General features: G+C 40.1%; 17 protein-coding genes. 10 read left to right on the top strand and 7 right to left on the bottom strand.

Annotated elements, in window-relative coordinates; all coding sequences use genetic code 11:
• Positions 1–103 precede the first annotated feature (103 nt).
• Positions 104–877, top strand: a complete 774-nt coding sequence (locus AC6BYQ_RS21595; RefSeq protein WP_000682846.1) for an SDR family oxidoreductase — start codon at positions 104–106, stop codon at positions 875–877.
• Between the two features lie 44 nt (positions 878–921).
• Here the strand turns inward: AC6BYQ_RS21595 and AC6BYQ_RS21600 are convergent, their stop codons facing one another.
• Genes AC6BYQ_RS21600 through cysM form a run of 4 tightly spaced genes read right to left on the bottom strand, consistent with a single transcriptional unit; the run spans position 922 to position 6415 of the window.
• Positions 922–3228 carry a RelA/SpoT family protein gene (locus AC6BYQ_RS21600; RefSeq protein ID WP_000259109.1) on the bottom strand — a complete coding sequence of 769 codons (2307 nt, stop codon included), beginning with the start codon at positions 3226–3228 and terminating at the stop codon, positions 922–924.
• Between the two features lie 30 nt (positions 3229–3258).
• Complete coding sequence (gene rlmD, locus AC6BYQ_RS21605; protein ID WP_000813077.1) at positions 3259–4650, bottom strand: 23S rRNA (uracil(1939)-C(5))-methyltransferase RlmD; 1392 nt, start codon at positions 4648–4650, stop codon at positions 3259–3261.
• Between the two features lie 9 nt (positions 4651–4659).
• The gene (locus AC6BYQ_RS21610; RefSeq protein ID WP_001212167.1) at positions 4660–5478 is read right to left on the bottom strand and encodes a 3'-5' exonuclease; all 819 of its coding nucleotides are present in this window, start codon (positions 5476–5478) and stop codon (positions 4660–4662) included.
• Between the two features lie 22 nt (positions 5479–5500).
• Entirely contained in the window at positions 5501–6415 is a 915-nt protein-coding gene (gene cysM / locus AC6BYQ_RS21615; RefSeq protein ID WP_000072599.1) for a cysteine synthase CysM, read from the bottom strand.
• A gap of 172 nt (positions 6416–6587) precedes the next feature.
• Here cysM and AC6BYQ_RS21620 point away from each other — a divergent pair, with 172 nt between their 5' ends.
• The 6 genes from AC6BYQ_RS21620 (at position 6588) to AC6BYQ_RS21645 (ending at position 13524) form a co-directional block, all read left to right on the top strand.
• Positions 6588–9395, top strand: a complete 2808-nt coding sequence (locus AC6BYQ_RS21620; RefSeq protein ID WP_000064537.1) for a GacS-like sensor histidine kinase — start codon at positions 6588–6590, stop codon at positions 9393–9395.
• 96 nt (positions 9396–9491) lie between these two features.
• A complete protein-coding gene (locus AC6BYQ_RS21625) occupies positions 9492–10280 on the top strand; it encodes a crotonase/enoyl-CoA hydratase family protein (RefSeq protein WP_001196726.1) in 789 nt (262 codons plus the stop codon).
• Positions 10281–10290: 10 nt separating this feature from the next.
• Positions 10291–11157 carry an NAD(P)-dependent oxidoreductase gene (locus tag AC6BYQ_RS21630; protein ID WP_001008356.1) on the top strand — a complete coding sequence of 289 codons (867 nt, stop codon included), beginning with the start codon at positions 10291–10293 and terminating at the stop codon, positions 11155–11157.
• A 16-nt stretch (positions 11158–11173) separates the two neighbouring features.
• Complete coding sequence (locus AC6BYQ_RS21635) at positions 11174–11968, top strand: hydroxypyruvate isomerase family protein (protein ID WP_000532988.1); 795 nt, start codon at positions 11174–11176, stop codon at positions 11966–11968.
• 81 nt (positions 11969–12049) lie between these two features.
• The gene (gene rsfS / locus AC6BYQ_RS21640) at positions 12050–12451 is read left to right on the top strand and encodes a ribosome silencing factor (RefSeq protein WP_001047580.1); all 402 of its coding nucleotides are present in this window, start codon (positions 12050–12052) and stop codon (positions 12449–12451) included.
• A 251-nt stretch (positions 12452–12702) separates the two neighbouring features.
• Positions 12703–13524 carry an SDR family NAD(P)-dependent oxidoreductase gene (locus AC6BYQ_RS21645; RefSeq protein ID WP_000697812.1) on the top strand — a complete coding sequence of 274 codons (822 nt, stop codon included), beginning with the start codon at positions 12703–12705 and terminating at the stop codon, positions 13522–13524.
• A gap of 52 nt (positions 13525–13576) precedes the next feature.
• Here AC6BYQ_RS21645 and AC6BYQ_RS21650 read toward each other — a convergent pair whose 3' ends face one another.
• Genes AC6BYQ_RS21650 through AC6BYQ_RS21660 form a run of 3 tightly spaced genes read right to left on the bottom strand, consistent with a single transcriptional unit; the run spans position 13577 to position 16497 of the window.
• Positions 13577–15031, bottom strand: a complete 1455-nt coding sequence (locus tag AC6BYQ_RS21650; protein ID WP_000394402.1) for an NAD(P)(+) transhydrogenase (Re/Si-specific) subunit beta — start codon at positions 15029–15031, stop codon at positions 13577–13579.
• A 12-nt stretch (positions 15032–15043) separates the two neighbouring features.
• Positions 15044–15358, bottom strand: a complete 315-nt coding sequence (locus AC6BYQ_RS21655) for a proton-translocating transhydrogenase family protein (RefSeq protein ID WP_000230433.1) — start codon at positions 15356–15358, stop codon at positions 15044–15046.
• 11 nt (positions 15359–15369) lie between these two features.
• On the bottom strand, positions 15370–16497 hold the full coding sequence (locus AC6BYQ_RS21660; RefSeq protein WP_001165468.1) for a Re/Si-specific NAD(P)(+) transhydrogenase subunit alpha: 1128 nt from the start codon (positions 16495–16497) through the stop codon (positions 15370–15372).
• 238 nt (positions 16498–16735) lie between these two features.
• On the opposite strand from AC6BYQ_RS21660, the gene AC6BYQ_RS21665 reads away from it, so the two are divergent.
• The 3 genes from AC6BYQ_RS21665 to AC6BYQ_RS21675 all read left to right on the top strand — a co-directional run bounded on the left by AC6BYQ_RS21665 (position 16736) and on the right by AC6BYQ_RS21675 (position 19340).
• On the top strand, positions 16736–17662 hold the full coding sequence (locus AC6BYQ_RS21665) for a DMT family transporter (protein ID WP_000703575.1): 927 nt from the start codon (positions 16736–16738) through the stop codon (positions 17660–17662).
• Between the two features lie 67 nt (positions 17663–17729).
• Positions 17730–18137 (top strand): RidA family protein, encoded by a 408-nt coding sequence (locus AC6BYQ_RS21670; protein WP_001031016.1) that lies wholly within the window; start codon positions 17730–17732, stop codon positions 18135–18137.
• An 18-nt stretch (positions 18138–18155) separates the two neighbouring features.
• Complete coding sequence (locus AC6BYQ_RS21675; RefSeq protein ID WP_000106691.1) at positions 18156–19340, top strand: MFS transporter; 1185 nt, start codon at positions 18156–18158, stop codon at positions 19338–19340.
• The last annotated feature ends 212 nt before the right edge of the window (positions 19341–19552 follow it).

The following is a 19552-nucleotide window of genomic DNA, read 5'->3' on the forward strand; positions in this document are numbered from 1 at the left end:
CAAGTTCAAAAAATTGGTCAGTAACTTTAAAATCTTAATTTGCTATGATCAAAATTAAAGCGGCAAATCATTCTTCATATTGTAACGATAAAGAGAAAAAAAGATGAAACATAGCATTCTGATTAGTGGCGCAGCTCAAGGTATTGGAGCAGAAATTGCACGGGTATTTTATCAGCGGGGTTATAAAGTCGGCATTTATGACATTAATGAGTCGCGTGCTCAAAATTTAGCGCAGGAATTAGGGCCGAATGCATGCGCAGGGTATCTAGATGTCAGTGACTACAGCCAGTGGCAACATATATTAAAAGAATTTACCGACTGGGCTGGTGAGCTTAATATTTTGGTAAATAACGCAGGGATTTTATATTCCGGAGCCTTTGAAAATATCGATATCAAGTCACACCAAAGAACAATCAATATTAATGTAAACGGCGTAATCAATGGTTGCCATGCTGCTCTCTCTTATTTAAAGCAAGCTTCTTTTGCACGAGTCATTAATCTCTCTTCAGCTTCTGCAATTTACGGGCAAGCTGACCTCATTTCTTATTCGGCCAGTAAATTTGCAGTGAGAGGAATTACCGAAGGTTTAGATGTGGAATGGAAAAAATACGGTATTCGTGTTTTAGATGTGATGCCTTTATTTGTACAAACTGCAATGGTCAACAATATGGATGCAGGCTCTATTCAAAACATGGGAGTCGATTTAACGCCTAATGATATTGCTCAACAGGTGCTTTCACTTGTAGAGAAAAAAGCTCATTTCTGGACACCGACTCACACTCCAGTTGGTATAAAAACCAAATTGCTTTATCAACTCTCAACAATAAGCCCCCAGTTTTTAAATCGTTTAACTAATATTTATTTATCGAGAAAGTAGCTCATAAAAAAGGCCGTCAATTGACGGCCTTTTTCTCAATTTAGTTAAACACCTTGAATCATGCGTCGTGCGCTAATAATTCCAGGTTGTTGCTCTAAACGAGCTAACAAACGTGAAAGCTGAGCCAAGCCTTTCACCTCAATGAGCAACTTCATATTAGCAATACCATCTGCCTCAGAAATTGTGTTCACCTGACGAATATTAATCTGGTCAGAGAAAATCACTTGAGTTAAGTCTTTGAGTAAGCCACGACGATCATAAGCCTCAACTACAATTTGAACACTTTGACCACGAGTTGGCTGCATCTCCCAATCCGCTTCAACAGCACGTTCTGGCTCTTGCTTGATCATACGTTGATAATCAGAACACAAGACTTTATGAATACTTACCCCACGGTTCAACGTGATATAACCGGCAATTGATTCACCATGAACTGGTTGGCAACACTGCGCAATATGTAGCTCAACATTGTCTAAACCATCAATTAAGATGCCATGCGCAGACAGAGTATGGCTGGCACGTGGGTTTAATGTTGGTTTAAGTACCAGTTCAGGCTCATCCTGATCCAGATGCATTTGACGATTAATCTGATTAATCAGAGCATGCAAACTAATATCGCCGCTGACCAGACTAACCAAAATATCATCCCCTGTTTTCACATTAAAATGTGACGAGTAATCGTTGAGATCGATACTCTTAGGGTGAATCGCCAATCGAGACAATTCTTTGTTTAGTAACTCACGGCCAACTTCAAGGTTCTTACTACGGTCTTGCTGTCTGAACCAATGACGTAATTTGTCACGGGCACGAGCTGTCTTGATATAACCTAAAGAGTTCACTAACCAGTCACGGTTAGGCTCACGATCCTTCTTGGTTAAAATCTCAACCTGCTCACCTGTTTTTAGCGTATAGGTTAATGGTACATAGCGCTGGTTAACACGTGCTGCATAACACTTGTTTCCTACCTCTGTATGCACATGATAAGCAAAGTCTAAAACTGTTGAGCCACGTGGTAGTTCTTTAATATCACCATCACGACTAAAGACATAAATCTTTTCAAAACCTTCAAAGTCTTGAAGCTGATCAAAACCTTCCGTCTCATCTTCATTTTGATGTACTGTTGTTTCATTACGTTCTTGGTAATGTTCCAAAACAGCACGAAGCGAATGCAAACGATGGTTAAAAGAGTGGTCGGTATTCTTTGAACCTTCTTTATAGTTAAAGTGCGAACATACCCCTAACTCTGCTTCGTCATGCATCTCATGAGTACGAATTTGTACTTCTAAAGATTTATTCTCAGCAATAACAGCAGTATGTAATGAGCGATAACCATTGGCTTTCGGGTTAGTAATATAGTCATCGAACTGATGTGGGATATGACGCCAAATCTGATGAACAATACCTAATGAGTGATAACACTCAGGTACGCTATTCACCAATACACGTAAAGCACGAATATCATAAAGCTGATCGAAACTTAGGTTTTTGCTTTTCATTTTTCGATAAATCGAATAAATGTGTTTTGCTCGACCTGTAATTTCAGCTTCAATACCATGCGCCGCCAATTCACTTTTTAAACGGTCTATCACGAACTGGATATAATGTTCACGCTCAAGACGTTTTTCATTGAGTAATGAAGCAATCTCTTTATAACGGTCTGGCGCCAAATAACGAAACGCTAAGTCTTCGAGTTCCCACTTCAGCTGTGCAATACCAAGGCGATGCGCTAATGGCGAATAAATAGTTAAAATTTCACGCGCCACACGCTCTTGACGTTCACGTGATGAGTTTGCCAACTCACGTAAAGAGTAAGTACGTTCAGCTAACTTAATTAAAACGACACGAACATCTTCGGTCACTGAAATCAGCATTTTATAAATGCCGCTTAAATGTTCCCGTTGGTTGTTATTAAAATGGTCTTCTAGTCGTTTATTTTTTTCAATAAGCTCTGAAAGCTTACCCATTGCCAAAGTACCTTTGACAAGGTTATAAACTTGCTCACCAAACTTTCGCTTTACTTCTTCTATATCAGTAATGTCCTCACGAACACTACGATAAAGCATTGCAGCAGATAAAGTATCTTCATCTACATGTAAATGCGCCAGAATATCAGCCATTCCAACACCAGTAGCAAATGTATTGGAACGATGATTAACCGTTGAATCTAACTCTTTTTGTAGGGTTAAATGCGCAACCTCTTCGAGTTGTTTAAGCTCTGCCCCATCTAATATTTCACGAACCCGATCCAACCATGAGGCTAAACCGACTTGTGTTTCGGCGGCATGCTCTACAGTCGTTTCCTCTGACAACTCAGTTAGTTGTTCAGGTAACTGTTCACGTACTGTGACCATACCATTCTCCTGGATATGTAACTCATGTTTTTAATCGTTTATCTCTTGAATTTTCTCAAATAAAGCAATCGATTCAACATGTTCTGTGTGCGTAAACATGTCCATAACCGCTGCTTTTTTTAACTGGTAACCATGTTGAACCAAAACACCTGCATCCCTTGCTAATGTTGCTGGATTACATGATACATAAACGATTCTTTTTGCTCCAAAGTTCGGTACATACTGCATAATTTCATATGCACCAGCACGAGGAGGATCAATCAATAATGCATCAAATCCTTGATTTGCCCAAGAATGATGCGAAAAATCTTTTGTTAAATCTTGTGAAAAGAAGCTTGCTTGCACCAGATTATTACGCTTTGCATTATCTGTTGCCCGCTGCACCATTTCTTCACTTGCTTCCACACCTACAACCTGACCCTTTGCACCAACACATCGTGCAAGTGGAAGCGAAAAATTACCTAACCCACAAAACAGATCTAGTACTCTTTCACCCTGTTGCAATTGAAGCAATTCACATGCCAATTGCACCATTTGTTCATTTACTGTGGCATTGACCTGCGTAAAATCCAATGGCGAAAAAGCAAAATTTACATCAAATGCATTTAAAGCATAATGTAATCGCATAGCTCCTTGTTCTTCATCAATACGATGAAGACTTTCGGGTCCTTTAGGTTGCAAATACAACTGCCAGCCTTTGTGTAACGCAAATTGTCTTAATTGGTTGACATCAGCATTGTTTAGTTTTTCGATATGACGAACTAATAAAGATGTTTCATGATCACCTTTTGCTAATTCTACATGACCAATATGCGCTTTGCCTTTTAGACTTTGGAGTAAATTACGCAATTCCGGCAGACTATCTGATAACTTTTTATCCAAAACGCTACAAGTATGGATAGATGTTAAACGATTACTATGATGCTCACGAAAACCTAGAATTAAACGGTCCTGTTTTGGCAAATAGCGCACACCTATTCGAGCACGACGGCGATAATCACTTTGCAAAGAACGAATTGGCTCTAACCATTGTTCAGGCTGAATACCAGCAAAGTGTTGCAAGTGTGACTGAAGGACATTTTGCTTTAAATGGATCTGTTCATCAGGGTGGATGTGCTGCATGCTACACCCCCCGCAAATACCATAATGAGGACAAACTGCCTCTACACGATTTGCTGAAGGTTCCGCTAAAAGCTCTACCATTTCAGCTTCTTCAAGCCGCTTAGCCTCATGCGTAATTTGGGCTTTTACTGTTTCTCCAGGCAACGCATAACGAATAAACACTTTTTTACCATGCTTATCTGCCGGATGGTCTGGATGAGAACCATAATGCGCAATTCCCCGCCCCTCATGAGAAAGAGTTTCAACCTGAAAAATATATTCGGGTTGTTGAGGTTTACGAGATTTGGCTTGCTGTTTCAAAGAATGAACCTAAAAATTTAAAGGATTAAAATAGTGGGACGTAAATTCGGTATGTTTCGATGTACGTTGCCACACCTCAAGAAAATCGGCTTGCTGAGGCATAGTCTGTAAATACTCAATACTCGAACTAATCCAGTGGTTATGCTCATCTACATTCATTTGGCCTTTGAGCAATAGCCAACGCAAATAAATAAACCATGTATTGAGCACATCACCTTCACAATAACTGGTTAACTTTAACCATTGTTCTGTACGTACATATTCAGGCACATGATAACCCGACTCACCACGTTTACCTGGTAAACCTAAAATACAGGCTACATCATCGAGTTTCTGGAAATTACGGCCATTAAACATTGCCATAACATCCATTAAATCAATATGACGGTGGTGATAACGGTTTTGGTAATTATTAAAACGCTTCTGACTATCAAGCTCGCCTTGATCAAATAACCCGGGTGCCGAAAGACCATGATACATGGTACGGAACAAAATGACGGGCAAATCAAATTGCGAGCCATTCCAGCTCACTAAAGTTGGATGGCGCTTATCAAAAATGGATAGAAATTTCTGTAAAATTTCAGCTTCCGAATAGTGTTCCCGACTAAAAGAAAATAATCTGAAACCTGATTCATCAATCCACAAACCAGAAATACAAACGATTTCATGTAAAGGCAAACGCTGAAAATCCATGCCGGATTCTTGGCGGCGGATTTTTGTGAGTGCCTGTTCAACATCTGCCTCTGGCAAATCAAGATGATATAAATGCGCTCCCGCTTTTAAATCAGTTAAAGTTTCAATATCAAAAACTAAAGTAGGAAAACGCATTTTTTCTCTCAATTATGAGTCATCAGTCCTGTACTGAGAACAGGCCTGTAGACAAGTAGCGATCACCACGGTCACAGATAATGCAAACAATCACAGCATCCGGATTTTCTTCTGCAATTTTTACTGAAGCCCATACCGCCCCCCCAGAAGATGTACCTGCACTAATTCCTTCTTCACGTGCCAAACGGCGAGCTGTTTTTTCCGCTTCAATTTGCGGAATATCCATAATTTGATCAACACGCTTTGGTTCGAAAATTGTAGGTAAATATTCTTGTGGCCAACGGCGAATACCGGCAATATTTGAACCTTCAGAAGGTTGTAAACCAATAATTTGAATATCTGGATTTTGTTCTTTTAAATACTTAGAAACACCCATAATGGTACCGGTTGTACCCATTGAACTTACAAAATGGGTAATCTTTCCATCTGTTTGTTTCCAAATTTCAGGGCCAGTCGTAAGGTAATGAGCTTCCACATTATCTGGATTACCAAACTGATTGAGGACTAAACCTAGGCCTTCAGCTTGCATTTGCAAAGCCATATCTCGTGCAGCTTCCATATTCGGCGCTTCAATCAATTCTGCGCCATAAGCACGCATGGCGTCCTTACGCTCCTGACTTGAATTCCCTGGCATAATAAGTTTCATTTTATAGCCGCGCATCGCCGCAACCATAGCTAAAGCAATACCGGTATTACCACTGGTAGCTTCAACCAATGTATCACCTGGTTTAATTTGACCACGCTTTTCAGCCTGCATAATCATGTTATATGCAGGACGATCTTTTACAGAACCTGCTGGATTATTACCTTCCAATTTTGCTAAAACCGTTGCCTGCGTATGACAAGCCAAGCGCTGCAAACGGACCAGAGGTGTTTTACCTACATAGTGATCTAACAAAAATTCGTCGGCTAAAAAATCAGGTTGTGTATTACTCATGATCAACACCTAAATCGGGGTGGCACTATTGTATGAAAAAATGATCGGTACTGCATCCATTTCACTATGCTTTTTAATGAAAGTGATTAAAGCCCAGTCAGTTATAAAATGCCGTCTGTTTTAAAATAAAGCGTGATAATATGCCCTACAGAGAGATCAATCTGATGTAGCTATGTCTAATTTCAATAAAACCTTATCGAAACGCTTACGTCTGAATCATGCATATGGGCAATTAATTGCTCTTATTTTTGTGCCCATTATGATTTTAACGTGTGTTGGGGCTTTTCTGGTTTTAACTGAAACATCACGTTCTGCAAAGCAACAACAATTGCATCATGCCTCAGCGATTTTGGCACGCTACAATCAAATTGCTAAAGATCTCTACACATTAGTAGAACTACAACCAGACGAATATGATCATGCTCAACATATTATGCAAAGTATGTTTAGCGAGAAAAATCTAAAGCGTGCTGCTTTAATTGATAGTAATGGTCAGACTTATTTAAGTATCGGTTATCGAGATAATCGTTACTGGCCTAACTTCACACAAAACAATAACTTTTTTGGTCCGATCTCTTATAACCATAATAATATTTATGGAGTCCGTATCATTGATACCGCAGGAAAGCCTCCTGTCTGGCTCTTGATTGAAATGGATAATCAACCACTTGAATTAGCGCGTTATCGCATTTTGATTGCTTTGGTCATTACCGGTCTGATGACTTTATTATTACTTTTGCTCTGTCTTAACTTTTATTCTCGCCGCTGGATTGCACCCATGTATGAAATACGTATGCAATTACAGCGTCTCAATGCAGACACTTTAGACCAACACATCGTGATTAACAGTTCCGGTGAGTTAAGATTACTCCAGCGCGATATCGCAAACGTGGTGAAACGCTTACACTTTAGTTTTTTAGAGTTAAAAGAACATACCGAGCAAACAGAAGAAGACTTACGCAGAACTTTAGATACTTTAGAAGTTCAAAACATTACTTACCGTCAAGCACGCGACCAAGCCATTTCATCTAATCAGGCAAAATCGGTTTTCCTGGCCAATATCAGTCATGAGCTTCGTACACCGCTTAATAGTATTGATGGCTTTATTCATTTATTACTTCGCCAACAAAATTTAAGTAACGAACAGAACCTTTATTTACAAACTATTCGCAAGTCCTCTGCCCATTTATTAGCATTAATTAATGATGTATTAGATTTCTCAAAAATTGATGCAGGTAAACTGGAACTTGAAACAGCACCTTTTGACTTAGAAGAAGCTGTATTTGATGTCATGGATATGTTGTCACCTTTGGCTGCACAAAAGCATATTGCCATGGCTTTTTATTATGCAGACAACATTCCTCAACAGGTGATTGGTGATGCTTTACGCTTTAAGCAAATTTTGACCAATTTGATTTCCAATGCCATCAAGTTCACGCCAGATGGTGAAATTATTGTTCGTGTGCGTATGGAACATGATGACATCGGTCAGTGCTTGCTTCATTTTAGTGTTCAGGACAGTGGTATTGGTTTAAGCGGTACAGACCGTAAAAAACTATTTGAGTCGTTTTCGCAAGGCGATGCATCTGTTACCCGCCAATTTGGTGGTACAGGCTTAGGTCTGGCAATTTCTAAACAATTGGTTCATCTCATGCATGGCCAAATTGGCTTTGAAGATAACCAAGAACGTGCTCCAACAGAAAAAGGTTCAACATTCTGGTTTACTGCACAGTTTGCTGTAGATGAAGAACATGAGATTGAACATCCTCACTTCGAACATTTACAAGTGGTGTCTTATTTAGCTCACCCTGCAACAGCCAGTGTTTTGCGCTACTATCTTGAAAATTATCAAGTACCACATATCGAAACTCAATCGATTCTGGACTTGTTTAGCCGCTTAAAACATCTCGACCAAAAAGACAATACATGGCTCATTGTTGATCATAGTGGTGATACTGAAGCTCTACTCAAAGAAATCCGTAGCCGCTATCAAGGTAACTTAGCAGTTTACGGCTATCAAATGACTCTTGAGCCAAACATGCTCACCGAATATCGCGCTCGCCCACTTTATCAACCATTAAGCCGTAGTGGCCTCATTCAATTATTAAGTGACCAACCTATCTTTGAAGAGGAACAACAAGACTTTAATGGACAGGGGTTACATATTTTGGCGGTTGATGACCATTTACCTAACTTAATTGTTTTAGAAGCATTATTAGGTGAGTTAAATGTCAAAACTACTAAGGCCTTAAGTGGACAAGAAGCGCTTAATATTATTCAAGAAAGAATTGATCAGAAACTTAAACCATTTGATTTGGTATTTATGGACATTCAAATGCCGGTTATGTCGGGCATTGATACCACACGTGCGATCCGCTCTTTAGAATCCACTTTAGATGGGGAAATGCAACTTCCAATTATTGCTCTAACCGCCCACGCGCTTGCAGATGAAAAGCAAAAGCTTCTTAAAGTTGGTATGAATGACTATGTCACCAAACCAATTCAAATGGAGCAAATCATTCAAATTTTAACGCAATGGACGAAAAACAACTTTACTTCGCAAAATCTAGCTAAAGATCATCATGTGGTTGCAGAAGCGTTAGATCCAGAAATTTTAAATTGGCAGCAAAGTTTACAACTGGCAGCAAACAAAGAAGATTTAGCTCAAGATCTTCTCAAAATCTTGGTAGATAGCTTCCCAACCGAGCTAGAAGAAATGCAGCAACTCATTGAGCTTGAAGACTTTCCTCAGCTTGAGCATGTACTACACCGTCTTTATGGTGCTACACGCTATGTAGGCACACCAAAACTTCAACAAGTGACGGGAGACTTTGAACAATTTATTTCTACGCTACGCAAAGAACGCCGTAGAGCTGACGATGGCTTCATTGAAGAAGTCATGAGACGTTTCGATGAATTAGGTCTCGTCATTAAAGAAGTTGAGAGTGCAGCTCATCAAATTTTAGTCATACCAGATTAAATAATAGTTGTTAAATAGACATGACTGACCTGTCATGTTTCCAATTTCCAGCCATGCTATGCTCCGCTTATCGATAAAAAAATAAGCGGGAATTTCATGGCACTTTTACGTATTGAAAAAAATAATGGCATTGCAACAGTTTATCTAAACCGTCCTGATAAACGTAACGCTATGAGTTTTGCTCTACTCAAAGAACTTGTAACAACGGCTAAAGCTATACAAAAAGACCGAGATATCCGCTGTGTAATTTTGACAGGTGAAGCACAAGTGTTTAGTGCTGGTATTGATTTATCTGACTTAAACAATCCTAAGAACTCTGCATTTGCCATTTGGGAACTTGTTAAACCAGGACAAAGCCTTTTCCAAAAAGCTTTTCTTATTTGGCAAAATTTGCCCGTCCCTGTTATTGCCGCTCTTGAAGGTTATTGTTTTGGGGCAGGTATGCAACTTGCACTAGCTGCCGATATCCGCATTGCCCACCCAGACACTAAAATGTCGATTATGGAAAGCCGTTGGGGTTTAGTACCAGATATGGGTCTTACCCGTTCGCTCAAAGGCTTGATTGGAGTTGACCTTGCAAAAGAGCTGACTTTAACTGCCCGTGTTTTTGACGGAAATTATGCAAAAGATATTGGACTTGTGACTCACTTAAGTGAGAATCCATTAGAAAAAGCAAATGCGATCGCTTCAGAAATGTTACAGCGCTCACCTGATGCATTGACTGCTGCAAAACGTGTACTAGATGCAATGGAACATCAACCAGAAAAATCATTACGCTTAGAAAAAATCTGGCAACTTAAATTATTACTTGGTAAAAATAGCAAACTTGCTCGTAAAAAAGACAAACATCCGGAAGTTAAATTTTTACCACGCCAATATAGATAAGAGCTTTATTATGAATTTTGATCGTAATACTCCTATTGCTTTTTTAGGCATAGGACTTATGGGAAGCCGTATGGCAAGCCGTCTTATACAAGCCGGCTTTCAGGTCGCAGTATGGAATCGAACAGCATCTGCTTGTGAAGAACTTATTGATATTGGCGCACATGCACTCGATCTTTCCAACATCGGACAGTACCCAATCATTTTAACTTGCCTAGCCGACGATAAAGCTGTGCAAGCAGTATTTGATCAAATTCAAACAAACTTAAAAGCGGGTCAGGTCATTGTCGACTTCTCAAGTCTCTCTGTTGCTGCGACAAAAGCACTTGCTCAGGCTGCTGCTTTACAAGATGTGATATGGATTGACTCCCCTGTTTCAGGCGGTACAGCTGGGGCAGAACAAGGCACGCTAGTCATTTTTGCAGGTGGCGATGCTCAAACTATTGAAGCTTTAAGTCCTGTTTATAATGTTCTTTCCCAACGTGTCACACGAATGGGAGATACAGGCACAGGACAAGCAACTAAAATTTGCAATCAACTCATTGTGGCAGCAAACAGCGCCCTGATTGCCGAAGCAGTTGCACTAGCAGACCGCGCGGGCGTAGATACCACTTTACTCGCTCCTGCCCTAGCTGGCGGATTTGCCGACTCAAAACCTTTTCAAATACTGGCACCACGTATGGCGACTCATACTTTCGAACCTGTTCAGTGGAAAGTTCAAACATTATCGAAAGACCTTAACAACGCAGTAACATTGGCTAACAATGTTAATTTAGACATCCCCGTTGCACAAAAAGCTCTATTACAGCTACAAACTCACCAAAAAAATGGCTTTGCTGAGAAAGATTTAGCTACTATGATTCAAGTAGTAGAGCAATAATAAACGGAGTTTGTGTATGGGTCGTCTTGCCGTTAACTTATCCATGATTTTTACCGAAGTTCCTTTAATTGAACGCTTTGCATTAGCCCATGCAGAGGGCTTTGAACATGTAGAAATTCAATTCCCATACGAGCTTGCCATTTCTGATATTCAAGACCAACTTGAACGTTACAACCTAAATTTATGTTTAATTAACGTTCCTGCTGGTGACCTTATGCAAGGTGGAAATGGCTTAGCAGGTATACCGGGTCAAGAGGCTGCATTTCGTGAGGCATTACAGTTAGCGATTCGCTATGCCACAGCATTAAAAGTACCTCGTGTTAATATTTTGGCAGGTAAGCAACCTCAAGACTCTGACTTACTTCCTTGCCTTAAGACACTTGCAACCAACTTAAAATTAGCCTGTGATTTACTGACAGAACACGATATTGAACCTGTATTTGAAATGATTAATGGCACAGATATGCCACGCTTTTTGGTACAGAACATTGCGCAAGCCCAAGAAATGCTAGAAGCAGTCAATCACCCTGCCTTAAAAATGCAATATGACTGTTACCATATGGCAATGATGGGTGAAGATGTACTTGAAGGTTTACAAGAAAATATTCACCAGATTGGCCATATTCAGTTTGCAGATTGTCCGGGACGTCATGAACCCGATACGGCTCAAATACCGTATGAGCAAATTTTTTCATGGATTAAGCAAAGTGCTTATGAGGGCTATATTGCGGCAGAATATAAACCTAAAAATGGCTCAAATCAGTCATTTACATGGAAAAAGAAATATTTTTCCGATGATGTAAATATATAAACTGTTACTAGTTTTGTTTGAAATTCTGAGTGAAAACCACTATATTAGATAGTGAGTAATTGTCAGGAAAATATACCCTATATGAATTTAGAACCATCGCCCAGCGTGTCTAATTCTCACGATTTCGCAATGAACACCTCAAATAAAGACGTACAAGCTTGTCTTAAAGTCGTCCATGACGCTTTAGTTGATGTAAAAGCAAAAGATATTCTACAGTTAGATGTTAGTTCTATTAGCAATGTTGCTGATGCTATTGTCATCGCGAGTGGTACTTCTACTCGTCACGTCAAAGCACTTGCTGACAATGTTGCAGAAGAAGCTCGAAAAGCTGGTTTCCGCCCGATTGGCGTTGAAGGCGAACGAGATGCCGAATGGATCTTAATCGATCTTGGCTTTGTTGTAGTACATGTGATGCTACCAACTGCCCGCAAATTCTATGATTTAGAAAGCTTATGGCGTACTGCTCCAGAGTCGGTCGCATAAAATTTTGCTTTTAAAAAAAGCGGCTCTTTTGAGCCGCTTTTTGTTTATATACTTAATCAAACTTTTATTATTTAAACAGCCACCTTTACCCTCACTTCCTATGAAAAGCTGTTAACTCAACAAAACTTTAATAACACTAACAAGCAAGTCATCAGCCCCACTTAAATTTGACATGACAAATTGTCAGAATTCCAGCACTATACTAATTCTTATAGTCTCATCAATAAATAGCATAACCGGAGCACTAAAAAGTGAAGATACTCATTACAGGCGCCAACACAGGTATTGGTTTTGCCGCAGCAGAACAACTTGTAAAACAAGGGCAACATGTGATCTTGGCGTGCCGAAATCCTCAAAAAGCACAAGAGGCACAAAACAAACTACGCTCACTCGACCAAGGAGAAGTCGATGTCGTTTCTCTCGACTTAAACAGCCTTGAATTAACTCAAAAAGCTGCCGAAGAAATTGCAGATAAATATGGCAGCCTTGATGTACTTATTAATAATGCCGGTCTATTTTCAAAAACAAAGCAACTCACCGTAGATGGGTTTGAACAGCAATTTGGCGTTAACTATTTAGGTCACTTTTTATTAACTCAAAAACTACTCCCCGTTTTAAAGCAGTCTCCTCAAGCACGTATTATTCATCTAGCGTCTATTGCTCACTGGGTTGGTTCAATTAAGCCTAATAAATTTCGTGCGGAAGGTTTTTACAATCCTCTGTTCTATTATGGACAATCCAAGCTTGCAAACTTATTGTTCAGCAATGCATTAGCTGAACAACTAGCAGATAGTTCAATTACCAATAATGCATTACACCCCGGTGGTGTTGCTTCCGATATTTATCGCGATTTACCAAAACCAGTTTATGCAGCCATGAAAGTAGGTTTAGTTCCAACATCGGTTCCTGCAAAGCTCATTACAGAAATGGCGACTGGCGACACATGGCAAAACCGCAATGGTGAATATGTCAGTGCGCATATGCCAGACTGGAAATCCTCTCATGCCAAAAACCAGCAATTAGCACGCGACCTCTATCAGCAATCTATGAATCTAGTGGAAAAGTTCCTCTAACCCTCAAAAAATAAAAAACCACCCAAAGGTGGTTTTTTTATATCAAAGCAACTTAGTGGCCTGTACCATTAATTGCTTTCGTCATATCTTCAACAACTTTCTTAGCATCACCAAAGATCATCATTGTTTTTTCGTTATAGAACAAGTCATTATCAAGTCCAGCATAACCTGTCGCCATAGAACGCTTAATCACCATGATTGTACGTGCTTTATGTGCTTCAAGAATCGGCATACCATAAATTGGTGAACCTGGGTCATCTTTTGCAGCAGGGTTCACAACGTCGTTTGCACCAATAACAAGTACTACGTCAGTTGCTGGGAAGTCTGAGTTAATCTCATCCATTTCCAAGATGTCTTCATATGCTACGTCTGCTTCAGCAAGCAATACGTTCATGTGACCAGGCATACGACCTGCAACCGGGTGAATTGCGAAACGGACGCGAACACCTTGCTCTTTTAGAATTTCGCATAACTCTTTTACAGCATTTTGTGCACGACCTTGCGCCATACCATAACCCGGTACAATCACAACGCTGTCTGCATTTGACATTAAGAAGCCAGCGTCATCAGCAGAACCTGAACGGTAGTTACGTTGAACTTGTTCACCTTTAGCAGCTGTAGAAACTGCTGCACCACCCATTGCACCACCAAACAATACGTTGATGATTGAACGGTTCATTGCTTTACACATGATGTATGACAGAATCGCACCAGATGAACCCACAAGTGAACCCGCAACGATCAACATGTTGTTTTCTAATGTAAAACCAATACCTGCTGCTGCCCAACCAGAGAACGAGTTAAGAAGCGATACCACTACAGGCATGTCACCACCACCTACTGGTGCAATCCATACCCAGCCAAATGCAAGTGCAAGTGCGGTCATTGCCCAGAAAGCAGTCATGTTGCCAGTTGTGAAGAAGTAGAAACCACAAGCCAACATCGCAACAAAGATAAGTGCTTGAACAGGTTTAACCCATGCACCAGAGATTGTTTTAGCCCATTTTTTCGCAGCCAATTTACCGTAAGCAAACACAGATGCTGTAAAGGTAATCGCACCAACGAAACAACCAACAAACAATTCAAATAGGTGAACCTTGCTCATGTGTGCATGTTGCACGCCAGCCGCTGTTAATGCCGCCTCATTTTGAGCAAACAATGCTGTAAGCTGGTTGTTATGCAAAATTGCTGCAACTGCAATCAAAACCGCAGCCAACCCCACCAATGAGTGCATAAGTGCAACAGTTTCAGGCATTTGAGTCATTGGTACAGTACGTGCACGTGCAATACCCACAATCGCACCAAGCACCATTGCACCACCAATCATCCAAATAACTGGGTTATTGGCAACAAAGAAGGTTGTTACAACTGCAATCGCCATTGCGATCATACCGTAACGGTTACCTTGAATTGCTGTTTTAGGACCAGATAGGCCGCGAAGCGTCAAGATAAAGAGAATTGCGCCTACAAGGTACAACCAGTTTGCATTTGCTTGAATAAATTCCATGTCAAAGCCCTCTTATTTCTTTTGCTTAGGCTTGAACATTTCCAACATGCGTGCAGTTACTGCGAAGCCGCCGAAAATATTAATGCTTGCTAAAAATACTGCAATCGCACCAAGTACGCTCACAACATTCACACTTTGAAATGCAATATTTGCATCTACACCAAGTACAGGCAGGCCAACTGTTTGTAACATCGCACCAACAACAATAATCGATGACAATGCGTTGGTTACCGCCATAAGTGGCGTGTGCAAAGCTGGTGTAACACCCCAAACAACGTAATAACCTACGAAGATGGCAAGGACGAAAATTGTAATAGTTTCAACCATGAGAAATCTCCTTAACCACGCTTAAGCAGCACTTGACCGCCATGAGTGACCAATAGGGCTTTTTGGATTTCGTCTTCTTGATTAATCGCAAAGTTTTTCTCTTTGTCGAATAAAGTCTCTACGAAATTAAAAACGTTACGTGCATATAATGCAGAAGCTTCTGTCGCAACAGTGGCTGGAATATTTGGAATACCCAAAATTTTTACACCATTTTCAGTGACAACAGTTTCGCCAACTTTAGAACCTTCAACGTTACCGCCTGTTTCAACTGCCATATCTAAAATGACAGAGCCTGGTTTCATTTTGGCAACAGTTTCAGCTTTGATCAGACGCGGTGCATCACGACCTGGCAACAATGCTGTTGTAATCACGATATCGGCATTCGATACAGCTTTATCTACAATCGCAGCTTGGTCTTTGATGTATTGCTCACCCGGCATCCAGCCATAACCATTTTTTGCTGCATCTGCTGCACGTTGCTGTTCTTCTTCAGACATTGGTACGTCTAACCACTTACCACCCAAAGACTCAACCTGATCTTTTGCCGTTGGACGCAAGTCAGTTGCTTCAACAATTGCACCCAAACGTTTTGCAGTAGCAATCGCTTGAAGGCCTGCAACCCCAACACCCATAATCACAACACGTGCAGGCTTTACAGTACCAGCAGCAGTCATAAGCATTGGGAACATGCGTTGATATTCAGCAGCTGCAAGCAAAACTGATTTATAACCAGCTAAGTTTGCTTGAGAAGACAACACATCCATGTTTTGTGCACGAGAAAGCGTACGAGGAAGCAATTCCAGAGCAAAAGCAGACACTTGCTGATTCGCAAATTGGTCTAGCTCGGTATTACGATAAGGATCAAACATTGCTACAACAGTTGTATTTGCTGCAAGTTTTTGAATTTCCCCGCCTTGTGGCGCACGAACTTTCAAAATAATTTGACTACCCGTATAGGCATCATCCGTAATGGTTGCACCGACCTGTTCATAAGCACTGTCAATGTACGCAGCCTTTACACCAGCACCACGTTCAATCACAACGCTATGACCAGCGCTAATCAACTTCTTTACTGTCTCTGGCGTAGCAGCTACACGATTTTCACCGACGACAGTTTCGGTTGGGATTCCGATCTGCATGAGCGTTCCTCAAGCTAATTTCTCATTGTCAAAAACATTGCAACCCGCAATGTTTCCCCCATGTGTATTCTTTGTACAGAATTTGGATTCTAATTGAACTTTTTGAAAATACCACCCACTATTTATTTAATAAATACCCATATTTTGAACTGATGATTCACGTTATTTGACATGAGGTGTAATATAGGAGGATTTTTCTTTTTTTGCAGACAATAGTCTCTCTTATACAGTCCTGTATATGAAAATTTCTTTATCTTCGTTTCAAATTGGGTCTTTTTTTGCGCTTTGCTCTGCTTTTCTATTCAGCACAAAAGCGATTTTTATTAAACAAACTTATGCCCTTTCTCCATTAGTAGACGGTACAGTCCTGATGGCTTTACGGATGTTAAGCGCTTTACCGTTTTTTCTATTAATTTGCTGGTTCAATAGGCATCATAATCAGGGCATAAAAAAGAAGGATTGGCTAATTTTAATTTTTGCCGGTCTATTAGGCTACTACTTTGCCAGCTGGCTCGATTTCATGGGCCTCATGTTTATTAGCGCTTCTTTAGAGCGAATCATCCTATTTTTATATCCCACACTTACCGTGATCGCTTCAAGTCTGCTCTACAAACAAAAATTAGATGTAAAAAGTTTATTCGCCATTTTTCTTAGTTATGGTGGAACCGTGTTAGTGATGCTGCAAGAGCACAAAAATGCACCAATTCAGGGCAACTTTTGGCTCGGAACAAGTTTTGTATTTGCTAGCGCTGTAGCTTTTGCCGGTTATTTACTGCTGACTCCACCATTAATTAAAAAATTTGGCTCTTGGAATTTCACAGGGTTAGCCTTAACTGTGGCTTGTATCGGCACATTAACTCATTACGTATTAAGCACACCTCAACCTATTCAACTTCTATTACAACTCCCCTCTAGTGTAATTTGGTACGGGATTGGCTTAGGTTTTTTAGTCACTGTCTTACCTACCGTTATGCTTATGCAAAGCATTGAGCGACTCGGAGCATCTCAATCTGCAATGATTGCTTCGATCGGACCAGTTTTAACGATTTTGCTTGCCGTTGCTTTTTTAAATGAAAACCTAAATATATGGCAATGGTTCGGTTGTTTCCTCAATATAGTCGGCGTAATGATGATTACTTTAAGAAAGAAAAGACTAAAACACTAAATGCTCTTGACCTCAACTTAAGTTGAGGTTGGATACTCATCTAAATTTTATTAAACGGTTGAGTTCCATGAACAAAGAAATTTTTAAAATCATAAATCCTTCTACTTTATATGACCCAACACCTAACGCTTATAGTCATGTCGCTGTAGTAAGCAATTTTAACAATATTATTCATATTGCAGGTCAAGGTGGCGAAGACAAACAAGGTCAATTAAGTTCTCATTTCAGCGAACAAGTCCTACAAGCATTTGAAAATATTAAATATGCGTTAGTAGCTGCCAATGCAGAACTTACGGATATCGCCGTTTTAAGAATTCTAGTTGTTGACCATTCGGTAGAAAAACATGAGATTTTGATTAAAATTATGAAGGATTTATGGAAAAATCATCCTTTTCCAGCCTGCACACTCATTCCTGTGCCGCGTCTTGCACTAGAACATATGCTCATTGAAGTCGAAGCAACGGCATACACTTAATAAAATCGAGAGAACATCATGTCTACCCCTGAAGATATCAGTCAAAATAAACCTTTACTTTGGTTGATGGCAGCAGCATGTGGCCTATGTGCAGGTGTGAATTACTATTGCCAACCCCTTATTCACTCTATTCAGCAAGATTTTGCTGTAACTCAGGCACAAGCTGCTTTAACAGTAACATTTGCTCAGGTGTCTTATGCCTTAGGCTTACTCTTTATTGTTCCGATGGGTGATATTGTCAATAAAGCCAAAGCCATTCCGTTTTTGATGATGCTTTGTGCAGTTGGCCTATTTACCTCTGCTTTTGCTGTTAACTTACCTATGCTCTGGATCGGTACAATTTTAGCGGGTTTGTTTTCAGTTGCAGCTCAAGTGCTTATTCCTCTTGCAACAATGACGGTTAAACCTGAAAAAACTGGTGAGATTATTGGCTTCTTAATGAGTGGCTTATTGGTCGGGATTTTACTCTCTACCAGTCTGGCTGGCTTATTTTCCAACCTTTTCCACTGGAAAGTCGTTTATGCCATAAGTGGTATATTAATGCTTTTGTTGGCCTATACCTTAAAAAGCCGCCTACCTTATGTCATGCGTATGAAACTGAACTATGGACAAATTTTTGTTTCCATGGCTCAGCTTTTAAAGCAGGAAAAGCGACTTTTATTAAGAGCGCTTACAGGTGCATTCGCATTTGCGTCAGTGAGTATTTTGTATTCAACAATCGCGTTACTACTGACCTCGGCACATCATTTACCCGATCTATTTATTGGGCTGGTACCTTTAGTTGGTATCTTTGGTGCGTTATCAACACGTTATATCGGTAAATATGCCGACCAAGGCTACACACGTTTACTCACCTGGATGGGTTGCGGGCTATTTTTAGTAAGCTGGATTTGTTTCTATTTCGGACAAACTCTACTTTCAGCTTATGTTATTGGTTTTGCTTTAATTCAATTGGCACTTGCCCTTGTCCACACCAGCAACCAAAGTATTATTTTCCGTTTACGTCCCGATGCTAAATCTCGTATTAATGCTATTTATATGACTACTTATTTTATTGGTGGTGCAGCTGGCTCGGCATTAGGGATTTTTGCATGGAATCGTGGTGGATGGACCATGACTTGCCTTGCAGGTGTAGGGCTCGTTGTATTTTGTATTTTATTTAGCATGATTGATGCTTTCTTACAAAAAAAGCAAATGGCTTAGCTATAAGGTAATTTGTTAAAAATCATCTTTCTATATTTAACATAAGGGCGGTTATAAATTGCGCAGTTAAATGCCACTGTCGATTCAGGACTAAACCCCGTATAATGCTGCCCTTTCTTTAATTTAGCGACTTTTGGGTCTATCGGTTATGCAATCACTTCAATCGTTACAACCTCGTATTTCAGTAGCCCCAATGATGGATAGGATCAACT

Source organism: Serratia sp. LTN-2, from assembly GCF_059740205.1.